The following is a 22,590-nucleotide window of genomic DNA, read 5'->3' as shown; positions in this document are numbered from 1 at the left end:
TTTAGTATTCAGTCGCAAAGAAACCTGAAACAAAGAAAACTTTAAATAAAAAAAATAGAAGAATGAAATTAGATATATTAGCTTTTGGAGCACATCCGGATGATGTAGAATTAGGTTGCGCTGGAACAATTTTAAAAGAGATTTCTTTAGGGAAAAAAGTGGGAATTGTTGATTTAACCCGAGGTGAATTAGGAACACGTGGATCTGCTGAACTTAGAGATTTAGAAGCCGCCGCCGCAGCAAAGATATTAGGAGTCTCTGTACGCGAGAATTTAGCAATGCGTGATGGTTTTTTTGTAAATGACGAAGCGCATCAATTAGAAGTGATAAAAATGATTCGTAAGTATAAACCAGAGATTGTATTGTGTAATGCAATCGATGATCGTCATATAGATCATGGGAAAGGAAGTAAATTAGTTTCTGATGCTTGTTTTTTATCAGGGTTGATGAAGATAGAAACTACTCTTAATGGAGAGCAACAAACTGCATGGCGTCCTAAGTTAGTTTATCACTATATTCAATGGAAAAATATAGAGCCAGACTTTGTTGTGGATATCACAGGATTCACTGAAAAGAAAATAGAATCGATTTTAGCATACGGTTCGCAGTTTTATGATGCGAATTCTAAAGAACCAGCTACACCAATAACGAGTAAAAACTTTCTTGAAAGTCTAAATTATCGTGCGCAAGACTTAGGGAGGTTAGTTGGGGTAGATTTTGCTGAAGGTTTTACTATTGAAAGATGTTTGGCTATCAATAGTTTAGGAGATTTGATGTAAAAAAGATGAAAATTTTTTGTTTTTTTGTTTGCAGAACTCAACTTTAGTTGTATCTTTGCCACCGCTAAGCACTAGCAAAAATGGTGGTTGTAGCTCAGTTGGTTAGAGCATCGGTTTGTGGTACCGAGGGTCGCCGGTTCGAACCCGGTCATCCACCCAGAAGCAAGAGCCTCGAATTTATTTGAGGCTTTTTTTGTGGAATAAAGTTTCCTGAAAATAGCATTTTGCGAAATTTCACAATGACTCAAAAAAACAAAAGCAACTATTTTGTAATAGTTGCTTTTTAAATTTTAATGATTTTAGAAAAAAGAAAGATTATCTAATTTCTGCAAATGTATCTCCTTGTTTGATGTCTCCTGTACTAAATCCTTTTTTGAACCAATACATTCGTTGTTCTGATGTACCGTGTGTAAATGAGTCAGGAACTACTTGTCCTTGCATTTTACTCTGTATTGCATCATCGCCAACTGCATTTGCAGCACTCAAGGCTTCGTCAATATCTCCTTCTTCTAGGTATTGCTGGTTGTAATGTGCCCAAACTCCTGCATAAAAGTCGGCTTGAAGTTCTAGGGCAACAGATAGCTTATTAGCTTGTGCTTCGCTTTTTCCTTCTTGTGCTTTACGCATTTTAGCCGATGTTCCTAATAATGTTTGTATGTGATGTCCTATTTCGTGCGCTATAACATATGCAATTGCAAAATCCCCACCCTTGGCACCAAATCTAGTTTTTAGTTCCTCAAAGAAGGCTAAATCCATGTATACCTTTTGGTCGGCAGGACAATAAAATGGACCAGATGCCGATGTTGCTCCACCACATTGAGTTTGTACAGAATTTCTAAATAAAACTAATTTAGGATATTTATATGTCATACCGTTTTCGGTAAAAATTTTATCCCAAGTTTCTTCGTTTCTTGCTAGAACTGCTTTAACAAAATGGCCTAATTCTTCATCTTCTTTGCTTAATGGTGCAGTAGCTTCAGTTTGATTGGATTGAGAGCCTTGCATTTGTTCTAATACAGGAGTTATAAATTGTGCATTTTCACCACCAAAAATATTTACTAGTAAAATTATAATACCAATTATTCCACCACCTACAATAGTTTTACCGCCAGATGACATACCTCTTCTGTCTTCAACGTTATCACTTTCTCTTGTACCTTTCCATTTCATAATTATATGGTTTTAACGTTTTTAATCAATTTTATATACACGAATTTATATATATTTTCTGGAATAATGCTTTTATTATTCTATTTCTTTAGCATTTAGATAATAGATTTTATTATGGCTTTTTCAATGCTTCCTTTTATGATTGGTTTTGATATATATCCAGTCATTCCGGCATTAATACAATTCTGTTTTTCGTCTTTTTCTGCTCCTGCTGTTACTGCAATTATAGGTGTGTTTTTGCCTAATTTTAATTTTCGAATTGCTTTAGTAGCTTCGTATCCATTCATAACAGGCATTTGTATGTCCATAAAGATAATGTCTGGATCTATTGCTTTGTATAATTCAACGGCTTCTTTTCCGTTTTTAGCATCATATATGATGGCATTCGTAAATAGGTTTTTTATAGTGGCTCTTAGTAGTAGTCGGTTAACGTTATTGTCTTCTACGATAAGAAATTTTATTTCCTTAGCGAGCTGTTCTTCAGTTAAGACATAAATAGTATTATTGTTTTCGGTAGTGCTTTCAAAAAAAACAGGATCATATACATCGCAACTTTGTATCTTTAAATCAAAATAAAAAGTACTCCCTACATTTATTTTACTTTCTAATTTTAAATAGCTATCCATTAAGCTAAGTAGTTTATTCGAAATGGTTAATCCTAATCCTGTACCTCCAAATTTTCGAGTAGTAGAACTATCCTCTTGTGAAAATGCTTGAAAAATGCGCTTTTTATTTTCTTCAAGTATTCCGATTCCAGTATCAGAAACGGAAAAGCGTATTGTATAGATATTGTTTATTTTATCTAGAATAGTTACGTTGAGTTTTATAGTTCCTTTTTCGGTGAATTTAACTGCGTTTGCAAGTAGATTGATCAGAATCTGTTTTACTCGAACTACATCAATCCAAAAACAACTAGGTATGTCTTTATGGATGTTAAGTTCTAGTTTGAGATTTTTAAGGTTGGATTCGTATAATATTAAATCGATTACTTGATTGAGTACTTCTCTAATGTTATAATGATCAATATTTAACTCCAACTTCCCAGCTTCTATTTTAGAAAAATCTAAAATGTCATTTATTATATTGAGTAATGATTGTGCAGACTGATTGACTGTAATCATGTATTTTTGTTGAATCTCCTGTAGGTTTGTTTTCATTAATAAATTGGTAAAACCAATGATACCGTTTAGGGGAGTTCTTATTTCGTGTGACATATTTGCCAGGAAATCAGATTTTGATTTATTCGCAGCTTCAGCCAGTTGTTTGGCTTTTATGGCATCTTCCGCTTCTTTTTTGCTTGTAATATCAAAATAAATACCACCTACAAAATCAATTGTATTTCCTCTTTTGATCACATCACCAAATTCTTCTATCCAGATATATTCGCCAGACTTTCTTTTTATTCTGTAAACAGAATGTATAGGGATTCCTTTTTTTAAATTACTAACCTGAGTCTTGATGATATTTTCTTTGTCATCAGGATGTATTAGTGACATGAAAGATAATTTATTCTCTAGAAATTTTGATTTAGGATAACCAGTTAAGTTTTCTATCTCGTCATTTAGAAAAATTTTTGTGACTAATTCATCAAATTTAGACAGGTAAACAGTACCAGGGATATTATTTGCAATTAGTTTAAATTTTTCCTCACTTTCGTGGATTCTAGTTTCGTTTCTGTTTCTTTCTAAGGTCGAAGAAATATTATTGGCTAGAGATTGTAAAATATAAATTTCATCTTCAGTCCATTTTTTTTCATTAGTGCAGTCGTCAAATCCAATAAAACCTGTGAATTTATCATTGATGTATAAAGGAAGAATTAAAATAGATTTGATTTCGTTGGCAACTAATAGTTCTTTAAAAAAAGAATCTTTAAGTTTAGAAGTGAATGTGTTTAGTGTTTTTTTGTTTTGAGCAAGAGCAAATATCTCGCTTAATTTTTCGGTATTAAAACTTTGTAATTTTGTAATTTGTTTTACAACTCCCTTTCTTGCCCATTTGTGTTTTTGGCTTATAAGTTTTGTATTGTTGTCTTTTTCGTAGTAAAACAGATGATCTGCTTTTGAAGCTTTCCCTATTATATCAAAGGTTTCTTCAAACATTTTAGAGGTGTTTTTACTTAATAAAAACTTTTCAGTACATAATGCCAGTGCAGATAATAGCTGACTCTTGAATTCCAATTTTTTTTCTGCTATTAATCTCATTTGAGATGAAACAGCGAGAGATATAATATCTGAAATTGTTCGACCAAAACTGATGTCTTCATTGTCCCAAATTCGTTTGTTTGGCGTCGATTCAAAACAAAGAATACCAGTAAGTTGTCCGTTTGTAAAGATTGGAAGATCCAACATCGATTTAATGTTGTTCTTTAAGAAAGTGTCTTTTGTAAATTCAGATATTTCTAATTGATCAAATACGTTTGGAGCGTTAATTATAGTTTTGTTTATTATAGAGTCAAAATAAATAGGGTAATGTTCCTTTTTTAAGACTCTTTTCTTATCGAGTTTCTGATTGTCTGTGCTGTATAGATTTGTGCAACTAATAGTATCTTCTGTGTATTTCCAATAGCTTACACGCTCAGTTTTTGAAGCAATTGCAGCTTCTTTGATAATTAATTGAACAACACTGTCTGTGTCCTCATAATTGCTAAAGTTGGTAGTCGATAATTTTTTGGATACAGTATTGTAATGTTCTGTTTTTTCTTGTCTAATTTTATTTTTTATCTCAATGATTTTCAGTTTGGTGATGTCTCTTGCAATACCTGCATAACCTGTTATTTCTCCCAAGTCATTCTTACGGATAATAACTTTAAGTGAAACCCATAATTCTTCTTGATTTTTTGTCAATAAAGGGATTTCTATAGTAGGGAAATTATTTTCTTTTTTCTTTAGATTTTCTTCTAGATTTTCATAAAACTGCATTGCATTAGTAATGTAATCTAGACGAATGAATTCTAAATAATTATGTGAGATAATCTCTGATTCAGAATAGCCTAATGTTGAAATTGCAAATTCATTGATGAAAATAAAATTACCATCATCGTCAGTTTCAAAAATTAAATCGGTGGCTGTTTGAATTAAGTTTTTATATAAATCACGGGTATTGATTTGTTCTGTAATATCTTGTCCGATTCCAATTATTAGGTTTTCAGAGAATTTTTTGTCTTTCCATTGGATGTGTCTATATTCTCCGTTTTTACACTTTAATTTTCTAATGTAGAGTTTGTTATCTGTGTAATTTAAATGGTATTCTTCGCCAATAAATTCTGGATCTTCGGTAAGGTCCCAAAATGCCATTCCCATGACTTCTTCAGGAGTATATCCGAGGATATCAGTTATGGTTTCGCTACAAAATAAAATTTCACCCTTGCGATTGCTTGCAATAGTGAGCGAATTTCCTTTATGTACTATTTCATTAGAAAAACGAAATTTATCATTTTGGTTTAATAAAACAGCGTATTTTACGTAACTGACAACAAATATAATAAGTGAAAAGTTAATTAAAATTATTGATGTTTTTAAGGGGACTAATTGTGATATTGTTACATCAATTAAAAATAAAAACAAGAAGCCTGAAAAAAACCAATATAATTTTATCGGTTTTAAAATATTGTAAGAGAAGTAAAAAGCAACAATAAAACTAATTATGGGAGTAATATCTTCTGGAATAAGTATCACATTGCGAATTATGTGAAAAAAGAACAGTAAAAATAATGTGATGAAGATATACTGTACATTTTTACGTAAGTATTCAATTTTGGTTGTAATAAAATAGAATAATAAAAAGGATAGACCAATTGAAGTATTTACAACTAGTAAACTTTTAGGTCTTATTTTAAAAATTTCATTGATTATTTCAATTACAATAATGGTGATTCCTAGAAACAAAAAATAGAGTAGATATTCTTTGTCAGAGGTTTTGTTCTCCTTTTCTTTTTCAATAAAATTACCTAATTGCTTTTTTATGTTGAAAAAATGGTAAATCAAGAAAATAACAAAGCCCAATAAAGCAAGCCCTAGAGCTGGAAATTTTGGGCTATTATAAAAAACAAATGATTTACTGCTTACTATGTCGTTATGTAACAATAGCTTATTGATCAAGCCTGTTAGGTTTGACCAAATAGCTATTATTGTTATAAAACTATAGTTAAGAACCATAGATTTTGGAGGTATTTTGTTTTAATTAAATATATTCTGGAGAAATATTTTATTAATTTTTTTATAGAAAGATCTTTGGACCAGAATTTGAGTCTTTAGTTTTTTCTAGTGTGTCTTTACCAACAATTGAAGAATAGATTGCATAGGTCATAGAATATATAAAAGGAATAGTAAAAATTACTCCAATACAACATCCTATAAATCCTACCATTGCAGCCAATGCTGAAACAATTAATAATAAAGCAAGTATAAACGGTTGTTTTGAAACTAACATAAAGCTAGTTTTAATGGCATCTACAGCGTTGAAATTACCAAAAATAATTAATGGTATTGTTAGGTAAGTAAAAAGTGAAATTAGCAATGATATTACTGTTCCTAAGAATGATAAGTTTAGAGTTTGTAGTATTACAGATATAGGCACATTTATAATTGATATAATCAATGTAGCTGTAATAATATTTGTTAAGTAGGGTAATCTATAGTAATAAAATATGGTCGATACATTAAATTCTTCATCTTTGTCTGCGCAATCGGCCATTTTTAAAAAGCCAGCTGTAAAAGGAGCAATAACTAAAGCTAATACAAGCATACTTGCTACATAAATTACAAGCGATTCTCCAGATAAGTTAAAGTTTTGGAGGTTTTCTAAAGATTCTTTTGAGAAACTCTCGATCCCAAAAATTGAGATTACAAGTCCAGAACCAAAAACACCAAGTATAAAGTAAGAAATAAATATAATTAATCCAGCGTAAAGAGCTATTTTTTTATAATTTTCGAATGCATGATTAAATACATCTGAAAAATCTATTTGATAGCCAATTTTTTTGATTTCTTCAATTCGTTGTTGTGTAAGATTCATATTTTTTAAAGTAGTTATTCGATTATATTTAGTTTTCTAGATTGTCAGTTTGTGAAATATCAGTAGTAAATGTAGTATATTTTTTAAATTGACCAAGTTAAAAATACTTTTTTGGTATAACGATTTAGCATAAGTATCTAGTTTATTAAGAAAGTTAAATGTGCATTAATTAATGTCTAAAATTGGTTTGTTTACATCCAATCTAATAATCTTTTGATCGTAGCCAATTTGTCTTTATATGGAGCATACCGCATAGGTAAGTCGAGCCAGTTTGCTTTTTTTACAATGCTTTTATGGTGCGAGAAAATATCAAAACTTAATTTTCCATGATAAGCTCCAATACCACTATGTCCTACGCCTCCAAACGGAAGTCTTTTATTAGAAAAATGTACAATTGTATCATTAATACATCCTCCTCCAAATGAATAACGGGCAATTATTTTTTTTGTGAAATTTCGATTTTCACTAAACACATATAAGGCTAAAGGTTTTTCGTATTGATCAATGCTATTTTTTATATCAGCCTCGGTTTTGTATGTGAGTATAGGTAATATTGGACCGAAAATTTCTTCTTGCATGATGGCACTTTCGATGCTTGGCTCGTCAATAAGTGTAGGGGCAATATAAAGATTTTTAGCATCAGTTTGTCCTCCAAAAACAACTTTTTTTTGCTCAATCATGCTATCTAATCGAACCCAGTTTTTGGTGTTAATTATTCTTGCAAAATCGGGTGATTCTTGTGGGTTGTGACCATAAGCTTTGGTGATTTCATCTTTTAGATATCCTATAAAATGAACTTTCATGTCCTTATGAATTAAAATGTAATCGGGGGCAATACAGGTTTGTCCAGCATTAATAAATTTACCCCAGACAATTCTTTTAGCAGCCAATTTTAAATTCGCAGTTTCATCAATAATGCATGGGTTTTTACCTCCAAGTTCTAGTGTAACTGGAGTAAGATTCTCAGCGGCAGCTTTTGCAACAATTTTTCCAACAGCTACACTTCCTGTAAAAAATATATAATCCCAGCGCTTCTCTAAAAGTTTTTGCGAAACATCGACTCCTCCTTGTACCACTTCGACATGATTGATGTGGAATGTTTTTTGGATGATTTCGGTTATTATTTCTGCTGTTTTTGGAGTCAGTTCAGAAGGCTTTAAAATAACCTTGTTTCCTGCCGCTACAGCCGAAATTAAGGGGCATAATGCCAGTTGAAAAGGATAGTTCCAAGGAGCAAGAATTAATACTTTTCCGTAAGGTTCTTTATAGATATAATCTGTAGAAGGGAAGTTAAGTATTGATGGGAGTATTCGTTGTGGTTTTGCCCAATTTTGAATGTTTTTTATGGTATCTTTTAGTTCAGAAATAACATAATTAGTTTCAGTTAAAACAGCTTCAAAAGCAGGTTTCTTGAAATCATTATGGAGGGCTTTAATAATTAAATCTTCGCTTTTTTGTATGTTGAATAATAGTTTTTTAAGCGTCTCTTTTCTGTAACCGATGTCATTTTTATAGTCCATTTTAAAATCAGCTTAGTTTTACACTATGCAAGTTAATTTTAAAATTTTAAATAAAATAGTTTTTATTCAAAAATCATAAAGCATTCCATATTACTTCATCTGGAGTAGGAGCAATAATGGTAAGTGGTTCTTTTGTTACTGGATGTATGAAGGTTAATTTTCTGGCATGAAGATGAATTCCTCCATCAGGATTACTTCGGTCAAAACCGTATTTTAAATCTCCTTTGATAGGTGATCCAATTGCCGAAAGTTGTGCTCTAATTTGGTGATGTCTGCCTGTATGTAAATTGATTTCTAGCGCTACATAATTCTGAAGTTCTTTAAAAACCGTATAATCCAAACTGGCTAGTTTGCTATCTGGAACTTCTTTTAGATGCGCTTTTGAAGTGTTGTTTTTTTCGTTTCTTTTTAAAAAGTGAACTAGTTTTGCGGTTACTTCTTTAGGTTTGTTTTTAACAACTGCCCAATAGGTTTTTTGAGTTTCGCGATTGCTAAATAATTCATTCATACGCGTTAATGCTTTACTTGTTCTAGCAAAAACAACTATCCCAGTTGTAGGACGGTCTAAACGATGTATCACGCCTAAAAATACGTCACCAGGTTTATTATATTTGTCTTTTATGTATTCTTTTACAACATCAGATAGTGGTTTGTCACCCGTTTTATCACCTTGTACAATATCGCCTACGCGTTTATTTACAACAATGATGTGATTGTCTTCGTGGAGAACTTGGAGATTATCTTTGGTTGAAATGATTTTCATATTAGACTTTTTAGATTTTTAGACAGGCTTAGACTTCTTAGATTTTTAGAATAAAATATTATAATAAAGTAGCTCTAAACCGTGATGTCATTTTAATAATTTCTTCCAATAAATTGGTTAATTCAATTGTGTTTTCTTCTGTAATAAATCCTAAATCTGACGAGATTAGAAGCTGTGTTTCTACTTCATAAGCAGATCCAATGGCAATTTCTAAAAATCGTGCAAAATCTTTATTAGAGTTTCTTGATGAACCTTCGGCAATATTGGATGGAATTGAAACTGATGCTCTTCTGAGTTGATTTGTGATTCCGAATTTTTCTTCACTAGGAAATGTAGCGGTGATATTATAAATTTTAGAACAAAGTAATCTGCTCTTTTTCCATATTCCTAGTTGTTTAAATTGATGCATTTTCAGATTTTTAGATTGGGTTATACTTACTTAGATTATTGAGGTCTGTAAAATTAGCATATAAAATAAGATTTATACTACAAAAAACATAATAACTCAATAATCTAAGTAAGTCTAATAATCTAAGAAGTCTAAATTTAGTATTGTTCACTAGTATTAGGGAAATCTCCTGATTTCACATCATCTACATATTGGCTAATTGCTGTAGTCATTCCTTCGTACAAATTCATGTAGCGTCTTAAGAAACGTGGACTAAACTCATTGTTCATTCCTAGCATATCGTGAATTACAAGAACTTGACCATCTACTTGACCACCAGCTCCAATTCCGATAACTGGGATTGAGATACTTTCGGCAACCTTTTGAGCTAAATGTGCAGGGATTTTTTCAAGAACCAAAGCAAAACAACCAATTTTTTCTAGCATTTTTGCATCAGCAATTAGTTTTTCGGCTTCATCCTCTTCTTTTGCACGAACAGTGTATGTTCCGAATTTATATATTGATTGTGGTGTTAAACCCAAGTGTCCCATAACAGGAATTCCAGCGTTTAATATCTTTTTTATAGATTCTTTAATTTCTTTTCCTCCTTCTAGTTTTACAGCATGACCACCGCTTTCTTTCATGATTCTGATAGCAGAACGTAAAGCTTCTTTTGGATCCGATTGGTAGCTTCCAAAAGGTAAATCAACAACTACCAAAGCTCTTTCGATAGCTCTTACTACAGATGATGCATGATATATCATTTGATCCAAAGTAATTGGTAATGTAGTTTCATGACCTGCCATTACATTTGAAGCCGAGTCTCCAACAAGAATTACATCAATTCCAGCAGTATCAACAATTTTGGCCATGGTGTAATCGTAAGCCGTAAGCATTGAAATTTTTTGCCCATTGGCTTTCATTTCAATTAATGATTTAGTCGTAATTCTTTTATAATCTTTTTTTGCTACAGACATTGTGATCTATGATTTAGTTCCGATACAATCGGATTGATTTATATTTTGAATCTGTAAAAGTAATAAATAGAATTTTTTTAAATCTAATTTTGATTGGGAATATAAAAATGGGAGGTAAAAGTTTTGAAGAATTATTATTAATGGAAAGTATTTAGAAGTATTTTATTAACAAATAACTAAAATAACTAATTTTGAAAAATAAATTCACAAATTTCTATTTTGAAAAAGACACTTATTATTGACGATGAAGAAAAATTACGTAATCTTCTCGCTAGAATCATACGCTCAGAAGGTTTCGAAGTCTTTGAAGCACCAGATTTAAAATCGGGTTATAAGAAATTGGAACAAAATGATATTGATGTTGTGCTTTGTGATGTTAAGCTTCCTGATGGAAATGGTGTTGATTTTCTTCAAAAGATAAAATCGGCTTTTCCACTTACAGAAGTTATTTTGTTAACTGCTTTTGGTAATATTCCTGATGGTGTTCAAGCCATGAAAAATGGCGCTTTCGATTATATTGTAAAAGGGGATGATAATGATAAAATTATTCCGCTTTTATATAAGGCTTTAGAGAAAGTACAATTACAGAAGAAAGTCAAACAACTCGAAAAACGTATTTCTGATAAATATTCATTTGATAATATTATTGGAAAATCAAAAGGATTGGAGCAAGTAATTGATTTGGCACGAAGAGTTTCTAAAACGGATTCGACTGTGCTTTTAACTGGTGAAACAGGAACAGGGAAAGAAGTTTTTGCACAGTCTATTCATGAAAATAGTAATAGAGTTGGAAAATCATTCGTGGCATTAAATTGCAGTACTTTTAGTAAAGAAATCCTTGAGAGTGAATTGTTCGGACATAAGCAAGGCGCCTTTACAGGTGCGATTAAAGATAAAAAAGGTTTTATAGAAGAAGCAAACGGAGGGACTTTATTTCTTGACGAAATAGGAGAAATGCCATTAGAATTGCAAGCGAAGTTATTACGTGTGCTAGAAACCAATGAATACATTCAGCTAGGGGACACTACTCCTCGAAAATCTAACTTTAGGTTGATTGCTGCAACTAATAGGGATTTAAAAACAGAAAGTGAAGAACATCGTTTTCGATCAGATTTATATTTTAGGTTGAATATATTTGAAATTAAAATTCCGTCTTTGCGCGAAAGAGTAAAAGATATCGAACCATTGGCACATTATTATGTAAAACAATTTTCGGATAAAACCAATAAAAAAGCGTTGTCTATAGATGAAGGTTTCATGCAAAAAATGGAATCATATCAATGGCCAGGAAATGTTCGTGAATTAAAAAACGTTATAGAACGTTCTGTTATTTTGGTAAATGGTGATGTTTTAACTTTGGATGTTTTGCCTTATGAAATGCAACATCAAGTGGATAAAAGTAGCAAAATAGTTTCTGCATTTTCAATGCAGAGCATCGAAAAACTTCATATTCAGAAAGTACTTAATTATACTAAAGGAAATAAAGCAGAAGCAGCACGATTACTAGAAATAGGAGTTGCAACTCTTTATCGGAAATTAGACGAATATAACATTCATTAGTAGAACATACTATTCTGAGAAAAGCCTATCATTTTGATAGGCTTTTTTTATGGCTTTTTTTAATGTAAATTTGATATAGTATTGATTTTAAATACTTTGCGGGTTTTTGTTTTTTTTGGAATGTATTTTGGCATAAGGGAAGAGAACATAAAAAATCATTCTTATGAAAAATCAAGTCAGCTCGATCTATAAACAAGCAGAACGCTTTGCAGAAGTTACTAAGACAGCTATCATTACTGGAAATATTATTAGAGCAAAAAAATGTCTAGCACTTGCTGAGCGACTTTATATTACGGGAAGCTACGAAACTAAAAGTGCCATTTCGAATGTGTACGTTTTCTCGGTTTCTTCTTTTATGGAATTGCGTCACTGTACGATTTCTGATTTATTTCCAAAATCGTTGAAGGCAGAATACATAAAACAAATTAATTCTTTGGGAGTATAGTTTGTGAAATGTAAAATGACTCGTGTTTCGCATTAAAAAAAATATCACTTATTACTTCTAACATTTTCACATTTAACCATTTTAATAAAAAAAACCTATGTTAATCACTATTCTTTTACTCGCACTGGCTGTTTTACTCTTTGCGATTTTTTTTAAATCTGTAGAATTCTTTGAAAAAATTTAAATCATGACTGCATTATTTATTATTGCCCTTGCTGTTTTTGGCTATTTGATTTATGTATTAATCAAACCCGAAAAATTTTAAATTACGTAAAATGCTTTCTGTAAAAAAGTAAAAAGAGAAAAGTAAGAAGGTTAGATGATGTACATCAGTTTGTTTTTACTTCTCATATTTTACAATTAACATTTTACAATAAACAAAACACATCTTATGAATACAGAATTATTTGGCATCATCGGTATTTTTATCCTAACGATAGTTTTAGCCATTCCTTTAGGGAAATATATTGCTAAAGTCTATTTGGGCGATAAAACACTATTTGATCCGATTTTCAATCCAATTGAAAAACTTATTTTTAAAATCAGTGGAATTAATTCCACCCAGGAAATGAACTGGAAACAACACTTAAAAGCTCTTTTAAGTATAAATATGGTTTGGTTTTTTCTTTGCTTTTTTATCTTATTGTTTCAAGGGTCATTATTTTTAAACCCCGATAACAATCCATCGATGAGTCCAGATTTAGCATTTAATACAGCTATTTCGTTTCTTGTAAATTGTAATTTACAACATTACTCGGGTGAAAGCGGTGTATCTTATTTATCACAAATGTTCTTGATGTTCTTGCAATTTGTTTCGGCTGGTGTCGGACTGGCTGCTGCCGCAATGGTTTTTACGGCCATGAAAGAGAGAACTACAGATAAGCTAGGTAACTTTTATAATTACTTTATAAAAAGTTGTACTCGTATTTTATTACCACTTTCTGCTATTGTAGCTACTGCTCTTGTATTTAGCGGTTCTCCAATGACTTTTGAGGGTAAAGATGCAATCACTACTTTACAAGGTGATAATGTGGAGGTTTCTCGCGGACCAGCGGCAGCTTTTATTGCTATAAAACATATTGGTACAAATGGTGGTGGATTTTTTGGAGCTAACTCAGCTCATCCATTAGAGAATCCTAGTTATTTTTCGAATGCTGTCGAATTATGGGCTCAATTAATTGTTCCGTTTGCAATGATTTTTGCTTTAGGTTTTTATTTAAAGAAAAGAAAATTTTCATATGTAATTTTTGGAGTAATGACGATCGGATTCTTACTTCTGGTTATCCCAACGGTTACGAGCGAAATTAATGGGAATCCTGCTATCGAAAGAATGGGAATTGCTCAAGCAACAGGAGCCATGGAAGGTAAGGAGGTTCGTTTTGGACCAGCTATTTCAGGATTCTGGAGTATTGCCACAACAGTAATTTCTACAGGTTCAGTTAATAGCATGCACGATAGCTCGATGCCTATTTCGGGTGCTATGGAATTACTTGCTATGATGGTCAACGCTTTTTATGGTGGTTGTGGTGTTGGTATCCTTAACTTTTATGTTTTTATTATTCTGGCAGTATTTATTTCTGGATTAATGGTGGGTCGAACTCCTGAATTTTTAGGTAAGAAAATCGAAGCTCGGGAGGTTAAAATTGCTGCTTTTATTGCTATTCTTCATCCTTTATTGATACTATCAGGAACGGCTTTGGCATCTTATTTTGCTGCTAATGATACTGCAATGGGATTTTGGTTTAGCGGTAATGCAACGGGTTGGTTAAATAATCCAGGGAATCATGGATTTTCGGAAATGTTATATGAATATACCTCGAGTGCAGCCAATAATGGTTCTGGCTTTGAAGGTTTAGGAGATAACAATCCTTTCTGGAATATTACTACTGGTATAGTATTGTTGTTGAGCCGTTTTATTCCTATAATCGGGCCATTGGCTATTGCTGGATTACTTGCTAATAAAAAATATATCCCTGAAAGTGCTGGAACTTTAAAAACGGATACTTCTATTTTTGGAGTTATGGTTTTTGCTGTAATCGCAATTATCGCCGCCTTATCATTCTTCCCAGCGTTGGCGCTTGGACCTTTAGCGGAGTTCTTTACACTTAAATAATAATTCATTTTTTGAATGATAGACGCAATTTTAAACGCATAGAAATATAAAATTTAAACAAAAAAGAGTATCGTATTTCAATATAGCCCGTGGTTTCAACCATGGGAAACGATAGGGATTGTGTTAATATATTGCGTTCCAACGGTTGAAACCGTTGGCTATGTTCAATAGAAAAATAATTACAGTCTATGTTTTTATGTGTTAAGAAACGGTCAACTAAATAAAATAATATAAAAGAAAATGACTAACAATAAATCCAATTCATTGTTTGAAAGTAAGCAGGTAAAAGATGCCTTGGTGCAATCTTTTGTGAAGCTTAATCCAAAATTGATGATTAAAAATCCGGTAATGTTTACCGTAGAAATAGGAACTGCCATTATGCTTGCCGTTTGTATTTCCATATTAATGGGAGCACAGGACCAAGGTAGTTTTGCTTATAATTTAATTGTATTTTTAATTTTACTAGCAACTCTTTTGTTTGCCAATTTCGCCGAAGCGATTGCCGAAGCAAGAGGTAAAGCGCAAGCGGATAGTTTAAGAAAAACACGAGAAGAAACGCCTGCAAGACAAATTCTGGCTAACGGTGAAATTAAAAACATTAGTTCTTCGGAATTAAAAAAAGGAGATGTTTTTGTTTGTGAGGCAGGAGATTTAATTGCAACTGATGGTGAAATCATCGAAGGTTTGGCTACAATTGACGAAAGTGCGATTACTGGAGAAAGTGCTCCTGTAATTCGAGAAGCTGGTGGAGATAAATCATCAGTAACTGGAGGTACAAAAGTATTGTCGGATAAGATTAAAGTAATTGTAACCTCTGAACCGGGAGAAAGTTTTCTTGATAAAATGATTGCTTTAGTAGAAGGAGCAAGTCGTCAGAAAACTCCAAATGAAATAGCTCTAACTATTTTACTAGCGGCATTTACTCTAATCTTTGTAATTGTTTGTGTTACCTTAAAACCATTTGCTGATTATGCCAACGCACCAATAACAATTGCTGCTTTTATTTCTCTTTTTGTATGCTTAATTCCAACGACAATTGGAGGTTTACTTTCAGCAATCGGAATTGCAGGTATGGACAGAGCATTGCGTGCCAATGTAATTACAAAATCTGGAAAAGCGGTAGAAACTGCTGGAGATATTGATGTATTGCTTTTGGATAAAACAGGAACAATTACAATAGGAAACAGAAAAGCTACTAATTTTTATCCTGCTGAGGGTGTTTCAGAAAAAGATTTTATTGAATCGGCTGTATTAAGTTCTCTTGCTGACGATACTCCAGAAGGAAAAAGTATTATCGAACTAAGTAAAACGTTAGATGTGACAGGAAAAATGGAAGCTGCTATCTCACTTCTTACTGATAACATTTCACAAACTATCAAGTTTACTGCTGAAACCAGAACGAGTGGTGTTGTTTTAAAAGATGGAACCAATATAAGAAAAGGAGCTCAGGATGCTGCGAAAAACATTGCACTTCAAGCAGGGAATACTTTTCCAGCAGATACAGCTCAAAAAGTAATTGATATTTCTTCTAAAGGAGGAACGCCATTGATAGTTATAAAGAATAGTCATGTGCAAGGTGTTATTGAATTACAGGATATTATAAAAACAGGAATGAAAGAACGTTTTGACCGTTTGAGAAAAATGGGTGTAAAAACGGTTATGGTTACTGGAGATAATCCTCTTACAGCTAAGTTTATTGCTGAAGCTGCAGGTGTTGATGATTTTATTGCTGAAGCAAAGCCTGAAGATAAAATGAACTACATTAAGAATGAACAACAAATGGGTAAACTCGTTGCAATGATGGGTGATGGTACTAATGATGCTCCCGCTCTTGCTCAAGCTGATGTAGGTGTTGCAATGAATAGTGGAACTCAAGCAGCTAAGGAAGCTGGAAACATGGTTGATCTTGATAATGACCCAACTAAGTTAATTGAGGTTATTGAAATTGGAAAACAGTTGTTAATGACTAGAGGAACGCTTACTACTTTCTCTATTGCGAATGACGTAGCGAAATATTTTGCAATTGTTCCTGCACTTTTTATCACTGCAATTCCAGCTCTTGAAGGATTGAATATCATGCATTTGCATAGTCCTGAAAGCGCCATTTTATCGGCTGTAATCTTTAATGCAATTATCATTCCGATACTAATTCCTCTAGCATTGAGAGGTGTTGATTATAAACCAATCGGAGCGAGTGCCATCCTAAAACGAAACTTATTGATATATGGTTTAGGTGGATTAATTATTCCTTTTATTGGTATTAAATTAATTGATTTGGTTGTAGCTCTTTTTATGTAATTAAATAAAGGTTCTGAGGTACTAAGTTACTAAGGCTCTAGGGAAAACTTAGAAACTTAGAGACTTAGTCCCTTAGAAACTCAAAAAAAAACTCAAATGAAAAATATATTTTCAATATTAAAATTGACTTTGCTTACGATTGTTTTGTTTGCGGTTATTTATCCTTTGGCAATTTATGGTATTGCGCAGTTTGCGCCTAACCAAGGTAAGGGAGAAACAATTTCGGTTAATGGTAAAGTAGTAGGATATCAAAAAATAGGTCAAAAATTTGACAAGCCTAATTATTTTTGGGGTCGTCCTTCGGCAGTAGATTATAACGCTGCGGGTAGTGGAGGAAGTAATAAAGGACCAAGCAATGTTGATTACTTAGCAGTGGTTCAAAAAAGAATTGATACTTTCTTAATCGTTCATCCTTATTTAAAAAAATCCGAAATTCCTGCCGATATGGTTACTGCTTCGGGTAGTGGTTTAGATCCGAATATTTCACCACAAGGTGCTTTGGTTCAGGTGAAACGTGTTGCCAAAGAAAGAAAATTAGATGAAGATAAAGTTAAAGCTTTGGTTGAATCTAAAATCAGTACTCCAAAGTTTGCAGGTACTGCAATGGTGAATGTTTTAGAATTGAATATTGCTCTTGACGAACTTTCTAAAAAAGGATCTTAGGTTTTTGCTCCTGCATTTTATGTCATTTTAACGAAGGGAATTCGAGTGGTAGAGAACAGACGAATTAAATTACCCAATATTAAACGAATGTACTTTTAACAATATGTGCCAGCATATGTGATTTTTCCTTCGTCGAAATGACAAATTTGGAATAAAAAACTAAATTTTTTAATGAGAATGCCTAACCTGTTAGGATAAAAAACTTTTAAATATGATGATTAATACTAAATCTAACAGGTTTTAAAAATCTGTTAGCAAGGTTTCTAGTGCCTTGTGTGTATGAAAATTTACGGACAAAATAGAGATAAGCTTGTAGTTACTTTATCTGAATTTGCCCTTTATGACCTAATAGGTTTTGGATGCCTGTTAGGATAACTAAAGCCCTTGTTGCCCCAAGTGTTTTAGCCCAGTTCTGATATTTATCGGAAGAAGCGATATCCTTTTCTGGCTTCTTTAGCCAGGAAAAGATATAGCGGATAGCTGGTCCCGATAGTTATCGGGATACCTCCAAAAAAACGAATAGATAAATTTTAATTATACTCGATAGGTTATAGAAACTTGTTGGGTTTGGATCCCTTATAAAATGAAAAAAATAATACTTACAGCTTTAATAGCTTTCGGATACACAACAGTTAATGCTCAAGAAGAATCTAAAAGTCCGTTTACTTTTACGGGCTATATAGATACTTATTATAGTTATGATTTTGGGAAACCAGATAATCATACTCGTCCAGGTTTTCTTTATAATTATAACAAGCATAATGAGGTAAACCTGAATTTAGGTTTGGCAAAAGTGAATTATGCTAAAGATAATGTTCGAGGGAATTTTGCTCTTATGGCTGGAACTTATGCTGAGTATAATTTGGCCGCCGAGCAAGGTTTATTAAAAAATGTATATGAGGCTAATGTGGGAGTGAAAATTTCGCAAGAACATAACCTTTGGATTGATGCGGGAATTATGCCTTCGCACATTGGTTTTGAAAGTGCAATAGGAAAGGATTGTATGACTTTGACCAGAAGTATCCTGGCTGAAAATTCTCCGTATTATGAAGCGGGTGTGAAATTAGGATATACATCTAAGAGCGAAAAATGGTATTTGGCAGTTATGTATTTAAATGGATGGCAGCGCATTCAGAAGGTTGAAGGGAATCAGACTCCTGCCTTTGGATCACAGGTTACTTATAAACCAAATTCAGGAGTTACATTAAACTGGAGTACTTATGTTGGGAATGAGTATCCTGATGTGGATAGAAAATGGAGGTATTTTAATGATTTCTTCGGACAGTTTAGAGTGTCTGAAAAAGTAAATTTAATTGCTGGTTTTGATATCGGTGCGCAACAAGCTACAAACGGTAGTTCGAATTATGATATTTGGTACACTCCAATTGTTATGGCGCAGTATAAACCAACTAATAAAATTCAGTTAGCGGCTCGAGGCGAATATTACCAAGATAAAAAAGGTGTTATTATAGCTACTGGAACTCCAAATGGCTTTAAAACATACGGTTTCTCAGCCAATTTTGATTATTTGGCTACAGAAAATGTGATATTTAGATTAGAAGCACGAACTTTGAATAGTAAAGACAATATCTTTTTGAAAAATAATAATCCAACAGATAGTAACGTGTTCATAACGACTTCTTTGGCAATTTCTCTTTAACTTTAGGCTATAAGCTTTAAGCGATAGGCTTTTTAGAGTCGCATTGCTTAAAGCTTACTGCTTATAGCATAATGCAATAAAATATGGATAGCGAAAAGGAAAATAATGTTAAGCACTTTCTCGATTTAATTCAGAAATCCCGTAAAGGTAAGTTTAAGGTCTACATTGGTATGAGTGCTGGTGTAGGCAAAACTTTTCGTATGCTACAGGAAGCGCATACATTGTTGAAAAATGGAATTGATGTAAAAATCGGATATATAGAAACACACAATCGTAAGGAAACGCATGAATTGCTGGATGGTTTACCTGTGATTCCGCGTCGTTCTATTTTTTATAAAGGAAAGCAACTGGAAGAAATGGATGTGCAGGCTATAATTAACCTGCGACCTGAGGTGGTTATTGTAGATGAACTAGCACATACAAACATTGAAGGAAGTAAGAATGAAAAACGCTGGCAAGATGTTCTTGAGATTTTAGAATCTGGAATAAATGTGATTTCGGCAGTTAACATTCAGCATATCGAGAGTTTAAATCAAGATGTAAAACGCATAACCAATGTTGATGTTAAAGAACGCATTCCAGATAATGTATTGCGACTAGCAGATGAGGTTGTAAATATCGATTTGACATCGGAGGATTTAATTGACAGATTAAAGGAAGGGAAAATTTATACGGCTGATAAAATTCAGACGGCATTGAATAATTTTTTTAAGTCTGATCAGATCTTGCAGTTACGAGAATTGGCTCTAAAAGAAGTTGCAAGTCAGGTAGTGCGAAAAGTAGAAAATGAGGTTCCTAAAACGCAAGCGTTGCGACATGAAAAATTATTGGCTTGTATAAGCAGTAATGAAAAAACAGCAAAGAATATTATTAGAAAAACAGCTCGATTGGCTAGTTATTATAATAGTGACTGGTATGTATTGTATGTTCAATTACCAAAGGAAAGTAGTGATAAAATTGCTCTTGATAAGCAACGTCATTTAATTAATAATTTTAAATTAGCTACAGAACTCGGTGCTGAGGTAATTAAAATAGAAGGCACTAATATTACCAATACAATACTTACTATTGTAGAACAAAAACAAATTACAACAGTATGTATAGGGAAACCCCATTTTAACTTATTTAAAGTAATTTTGTCAACTTCGATTTTTAGACGATTATTAAATCGCCTTTCTTTATCGAATGTTGACCTTGTTGTTTTATCTTAAAAAATGTAAATTATAATTTTAAAACATATTAGTAATTTAAGTTCGTGTAAGTTTTGTTTTTATGTAACGACTTATATTTTCTCGAAAAACTTATGTGGATTAAGTAATAAATAAAAAAACTTGTTTTTAAAACATGCGTGATGAAAATTAAAACAAAATTAAATCTGGGTGTTGGATTGTTATTCTTAATGATAATTATTCTTTCATTAGTAAGTGCCTTTTATATTTTTTTGATAAAAGAGGACACCGAAAATATCTTGAAAGCAAATTATAATACATTAGAATATTCTAGGAATATGCTGACTTCGCTTGATACAGCAAATGATATTGATAATAAAGCAATTGTTTTTTTTAGAGATAATTTGAAAAAACAACTTATTAATGTAACAGAAAATGGGGAAGACAAAGCGACAAATAATTTACAAGAAAGTTTTAATAAATTAGAGCATAATTGGAATAATGAAGCATTAAAAAGTCAGGTACGCCAAGATATTTTTGCAATCATGAAACTCAATATGGACGCAATGAAACTGAAAGGGGATATTGCAAAAAAAACTGCAGAAACGGCTAATTTTTCGATTGCAATTGTTGGTACACTTTGTTTTTTAATTGCGTTTAATTTATTAATTAATCTACCCAATAATATTGCAAATCCAATCAAAGAATTGACAGAAAGTATTAAGCAAATCGCTAATAAAAACTATTCAGAACGTGTTCATTTTATGAATCATAACGAATTTGGTGATTTGGCAAAATCATTTAATACAATGGCAGAGAAGCTCAAGGAATATCATGATAGTAATTTATATAAATTATCATTCGAGAAGAAACGCTTAGAGACTTTAATAAACAATATGCATGATCCGATAATTGGGTTGGATAATCAAGGAAAAGTTTTATTTGTAAATGATGAAGCACTTAAGATTATTGGAATGAAATCGGAAGAAGTAATTGGTGAATTGGCTACAACTTTGGCTTTAAAAAACGATTTGATGAAATCTTTAATCATTAATGATCTTGAAAGTACAAAAGCACATCCTATGAAAATTTTTGCCGATGGAAAAGAAAGTTATTTTGATAAGGAGAAGGTTACTATTGCAATTACACCAACAGGGGAGGATGAAGCTATTAATATAGGGGAAGTAATTATTTTACGAAATATTACACTGTTTAAAGAACTTGACTTTGCTAAGACTAATTTTATAGCAACAGTTTCACATGAGTTAAAAACTCCTATTTCGTCAATTAAATTAAGTCTTCAATTATTAGAAAAGCCTAATACAGGTGCCATTAATGAAGAACAGAAACAATTAATTGATAGTATTAAGGATGATAGCCAGCGTTTGTTGAAAATTACGGGTGAATTACTTGATTTGGCACAACTAGAAACGGGTAATATCAAACTTAATATTGGACAATGTAGTCCGTATAAAGTGATAGAATACGCTCTGGAGGCTGTAAAAGTTCAAGCAGAACAAAAACAAATTGAATTGATTGTCGAAAGTGAATCTAATCTTGCAGATATTAAAGCCGACTCGGAGAAAACGACTTGGGTGATGATTAATTTCTTAACGAATGCTATCAGATATTCTTATGAAAAAAGTAGTATAACAGTTAAACTTAAAAAAGAGAAAAATCAGATTGTTTTTGAGGTAGTCGATACTGGAAAAGGTATTGATAGTCATTATAAGTCGAAAGTATTTGATAAATTTTTCCAGATACCAGGAAGCCATAAATCAGGAACAGGACTTGGCTTGTCGATTAGTAAAGAATTTATCGAAGCACAAAACGGAACTATTGGTGTAGAAAGTGAGTTGGGATTAGGAAGTTCTTTTTGGTTTAAACTGTTGAAAGCCTAGCTTTCAGTATTTAGTTCCAGTCGCAGTTTTCGGTTTCTGTTGTTTGTGGTAAAAGGTTTTAGTATTCAGTGGCGGTTTTTCAGTGATTGAAATCTATAAAATAAAAAAGTGTTCAGTACAATCTTGTAGTTTTTTAAACTGCGACTGTGACTGAACACTTTTTTTTATAAC

General features: G+C 32.3%; 17 protein-coding genes and 1 tRNA gene. 11 read left to right on the top strand and 7 right to left on the bottom strand.

The features are described 5' to 3' along the window. The first annotated feature begins 62 nt into the window (after positions 1-62). Both bshB1 and LPB87_RS09695 read left to right on the top strand, forming a co-directional pair. Positions 63-779, top strand: a complete 717-nt coding sequence (gene bshB1, locus LPB87_RS09700; protein WP_129539225.1) for a bacillithiol biosynthesis deacetylase BshB1 — start codon at positions 63-65, stop codon at positions 777-779. Between the two features lie 83 nt (positions 780-862). Next, positions 863-936, top strand: a tRNA-His gene (locus LPB87_RS09695). Positions 937-1,094: 158 nt separating this feature from the next. On the opposite strand, the gene LPB87_RS09690 is transcribed toward LPB87_RS09695, so the two are convergent. The 7 genes from LPB87_RS09690 to panB all read right to left on the bottom strand — a co-directional run bounded on the left by LPB87_RS09690 (position 1,095) and on the right by panB (position 10,610). Continuing rightward, positions 1,095-1,949, bottom strand: coding sequence for a neutral zinc metallopeptidase (locus LPB87_RS09690; protein WP_129539224.1), 855 nt, complete (start codon positions 1,947-1,949; stop codon positions 1,095-1,097). 95 nt (positions 1,950-2,044) lie between these two features. Next, the gene (locus LPB87_RS09685) at positions 2,045-6,103 is read right to left on the bottom strand and encodes a PAS domain S-box protein (protein WP_230727768.1); all 4,059 of its coding nucleotides are present in this window, start codon (positions 6,101-6,103) and stop codon (positions 2,045-2,047) included. Positions 6,104-6,164: 61 nt separating this feature from the next. Beyond that, positions 6,165-6,962 (bottom strand): hypothetical protein, encoded by a 798-nt coding sequence (locus tag LPB87_RS09680; RefSeq protein WP_129539222.1) that lies wholly within the window; start codon positions 6,960-6,962, stop codon positions 6,165-6,167. Positions 6,963-7,153: 191 nt separating this feature from the next. Beyond that, the gene (locus LPB87_RS09675; protein ID WP_230727767.1) at positions 7,154-8,482 is read right to left on the bottom strand and encodes an aldehyde dehydrogenase; all 1,329 of its coding nucleotides are present in this window, start codon (positions 8,480-8,482) and stop codon (positions 7,154-7,156) included. Between the two features lie 73 nt (positions 8,483-8,555). After that, the gene (locus tag LPB87_RS09670; protein ID WP_230727766.1) at positions 8,556-9,245 is read right to left on the bottom strand and encodes an RluA family pseudouridine synthase; all 690 of its coding nucleotides are present in this window, start codon (positions 9,243-9,245) and stop codon (positions 8,556-8,558) included. 58 nt (positions 9,246-9,303) lie between these two features. Continuing rightward, positions 9,304-9,654, bottom strand: coding sequence for a four helix bundle protein (locus LPB87_RS09665; RefSeq protein WP_230727765.1), 351 nt, complete (start codon positions 9,652-9,654; stop codon positions 9,304-9,306). A 137-nt stretch (positions 9,655-9,791) separates the two neighbouring features. Next, entirely contained in the window at positions 9,792-10,610 is an 819-nt protein-coding gene (gene panB / locus LPB87_RS09660) for a 3-methyl-2-oxobutanoate hydroxymethyltransferase (protein WP_129539218.1), read from the bottom strand. A gap of 216 nt (positions 10,611-10,826) precedes the next feature. Here panB and LPB87_RS09655 point away from each other — a divergent pair, with 216 nt between their 5' ends. The 9 genes from LPB87_RS09655 (at position 10,827) to LPB87_RS09615 (ending at position 22,419) form a co-directional block, all read left to right on the top strand. Continuing rightward, positions 10,827-12,170 (top strand): sigma-54 dependent transcriptional regulator, encoded by a 1,344-nt coding sequence (locus LPB87_RS09655; RefSeq protein WP_164998757.1) that lies wholly within the window; start codon positions 10,827-10,829, stop codon positions 12,168-12,170. A 163-nt stretch (positions 12,171-12,333) separates the two neighbouring features. Then, positions 12,334-12,615, top strand: coding sequence for a hypothetical protein (locus LPB87_RS09650; RefSeq protein ID WP_129539216.1), 282 nt, complete (start codon positions 12,334-12,336; stop codon positions 12,613-12,615). 187 nt (positions 12,616-12,802) lie between these two features. Further along, entirely contained in the window at positions 12,803-12,880 is a 78-nt protein-coding gene (kdpF, locus tag LPB87_RS09645; protein ID WP_129541086.1) for a K(+)-transporting ATPase subunit F, read from the top strand. A gap of 126 nt (positions 12,881-13,006) precedes the next feature. After that, the gene (kdpA, locus tag LPB87_RS09640) at positions 13,007-14,728 is read left to right on the top strand and encodes a potassium-transporting ATPase subunit KdpA (RefSeq protein WP_230727764.1); all 1,722 of its coding nucleotides are present in this window, start codon (positions 13,007-13,009) and stop codon (positions 14,726-14,728) included. Positions 14,729-14,968: 240 nt separating this feature from the next. Then, positions 14,969-17,026, top strand: a complete 2,058-nt coding sequence (kdpB, locus tag LPB87_RS09635; protein ID WP_230727763.1) for a potassium-transporting ATPase subunit KdpB — start codon at positions 14,969-14,971, stop codon at positions 17,024-17,026. Between the two features lie 96 nt (positions 17,027-17,122). Then, positions 17,123-17,689 (top strand): K(+)-transporting ATPase subunit C, encoded by a 567-nt coding sequence (locus LPB87_RS09630; protein ID WP_129539212.1) that lies wholly within the window; start codon positions 17,123-17,125, stop codon positions 17,687-17,689. Between the two features lie 583 nt (positions 17,690-18,272). Then, positions 18,273-19,349, top strand: a complete 1,077-nt coding sequence (locus tag LPB87_RS09625; protein WP_129539211.1) for a porin — start codon at positions 18,273-18,275, stop codon at positions 19,347-19,349. A gap of 83 nt (positions 19,350-19,432) precedes the next feature. Next, a complete protein-coding gene (locus tag LPB87_RS09620; RefSeq protein WP_129539210.1) occupies positions 19,433-20,560 on the top strand; it encodes a sensor protein KdpD in 1,128 nt (375 codons plus the stop codon). Between the two features lie 140 nt (positions 20,561-20,700). After that, the gene (locus tag LPB87_RS09615; protein ID WP_230727762.1) at positions 20,701-22,419 is read left to right on the top strand and encodes an ATP-binding protein; all 1,719 of its coding nucleotides are present in this window, start codon (positions 20,701-20,703) and stop codon (positions 22,417-22,419) included. Positions 22,420-22,590 lie beyond the last annotated feature (171 nt).

This window comes from Flavobacterium sp. EDS (assembly GCF_020991525.1).
GTDB lineage: Bacteria > Bacteroidota > Bacteroidia > Flavobacteriales > Flavobacteriaceae > Flavobacterium.
Note: the sequence above shows the minus strand (reverse complement) of the source record. Positions and strands in the feature narration are given on the sequence as shown.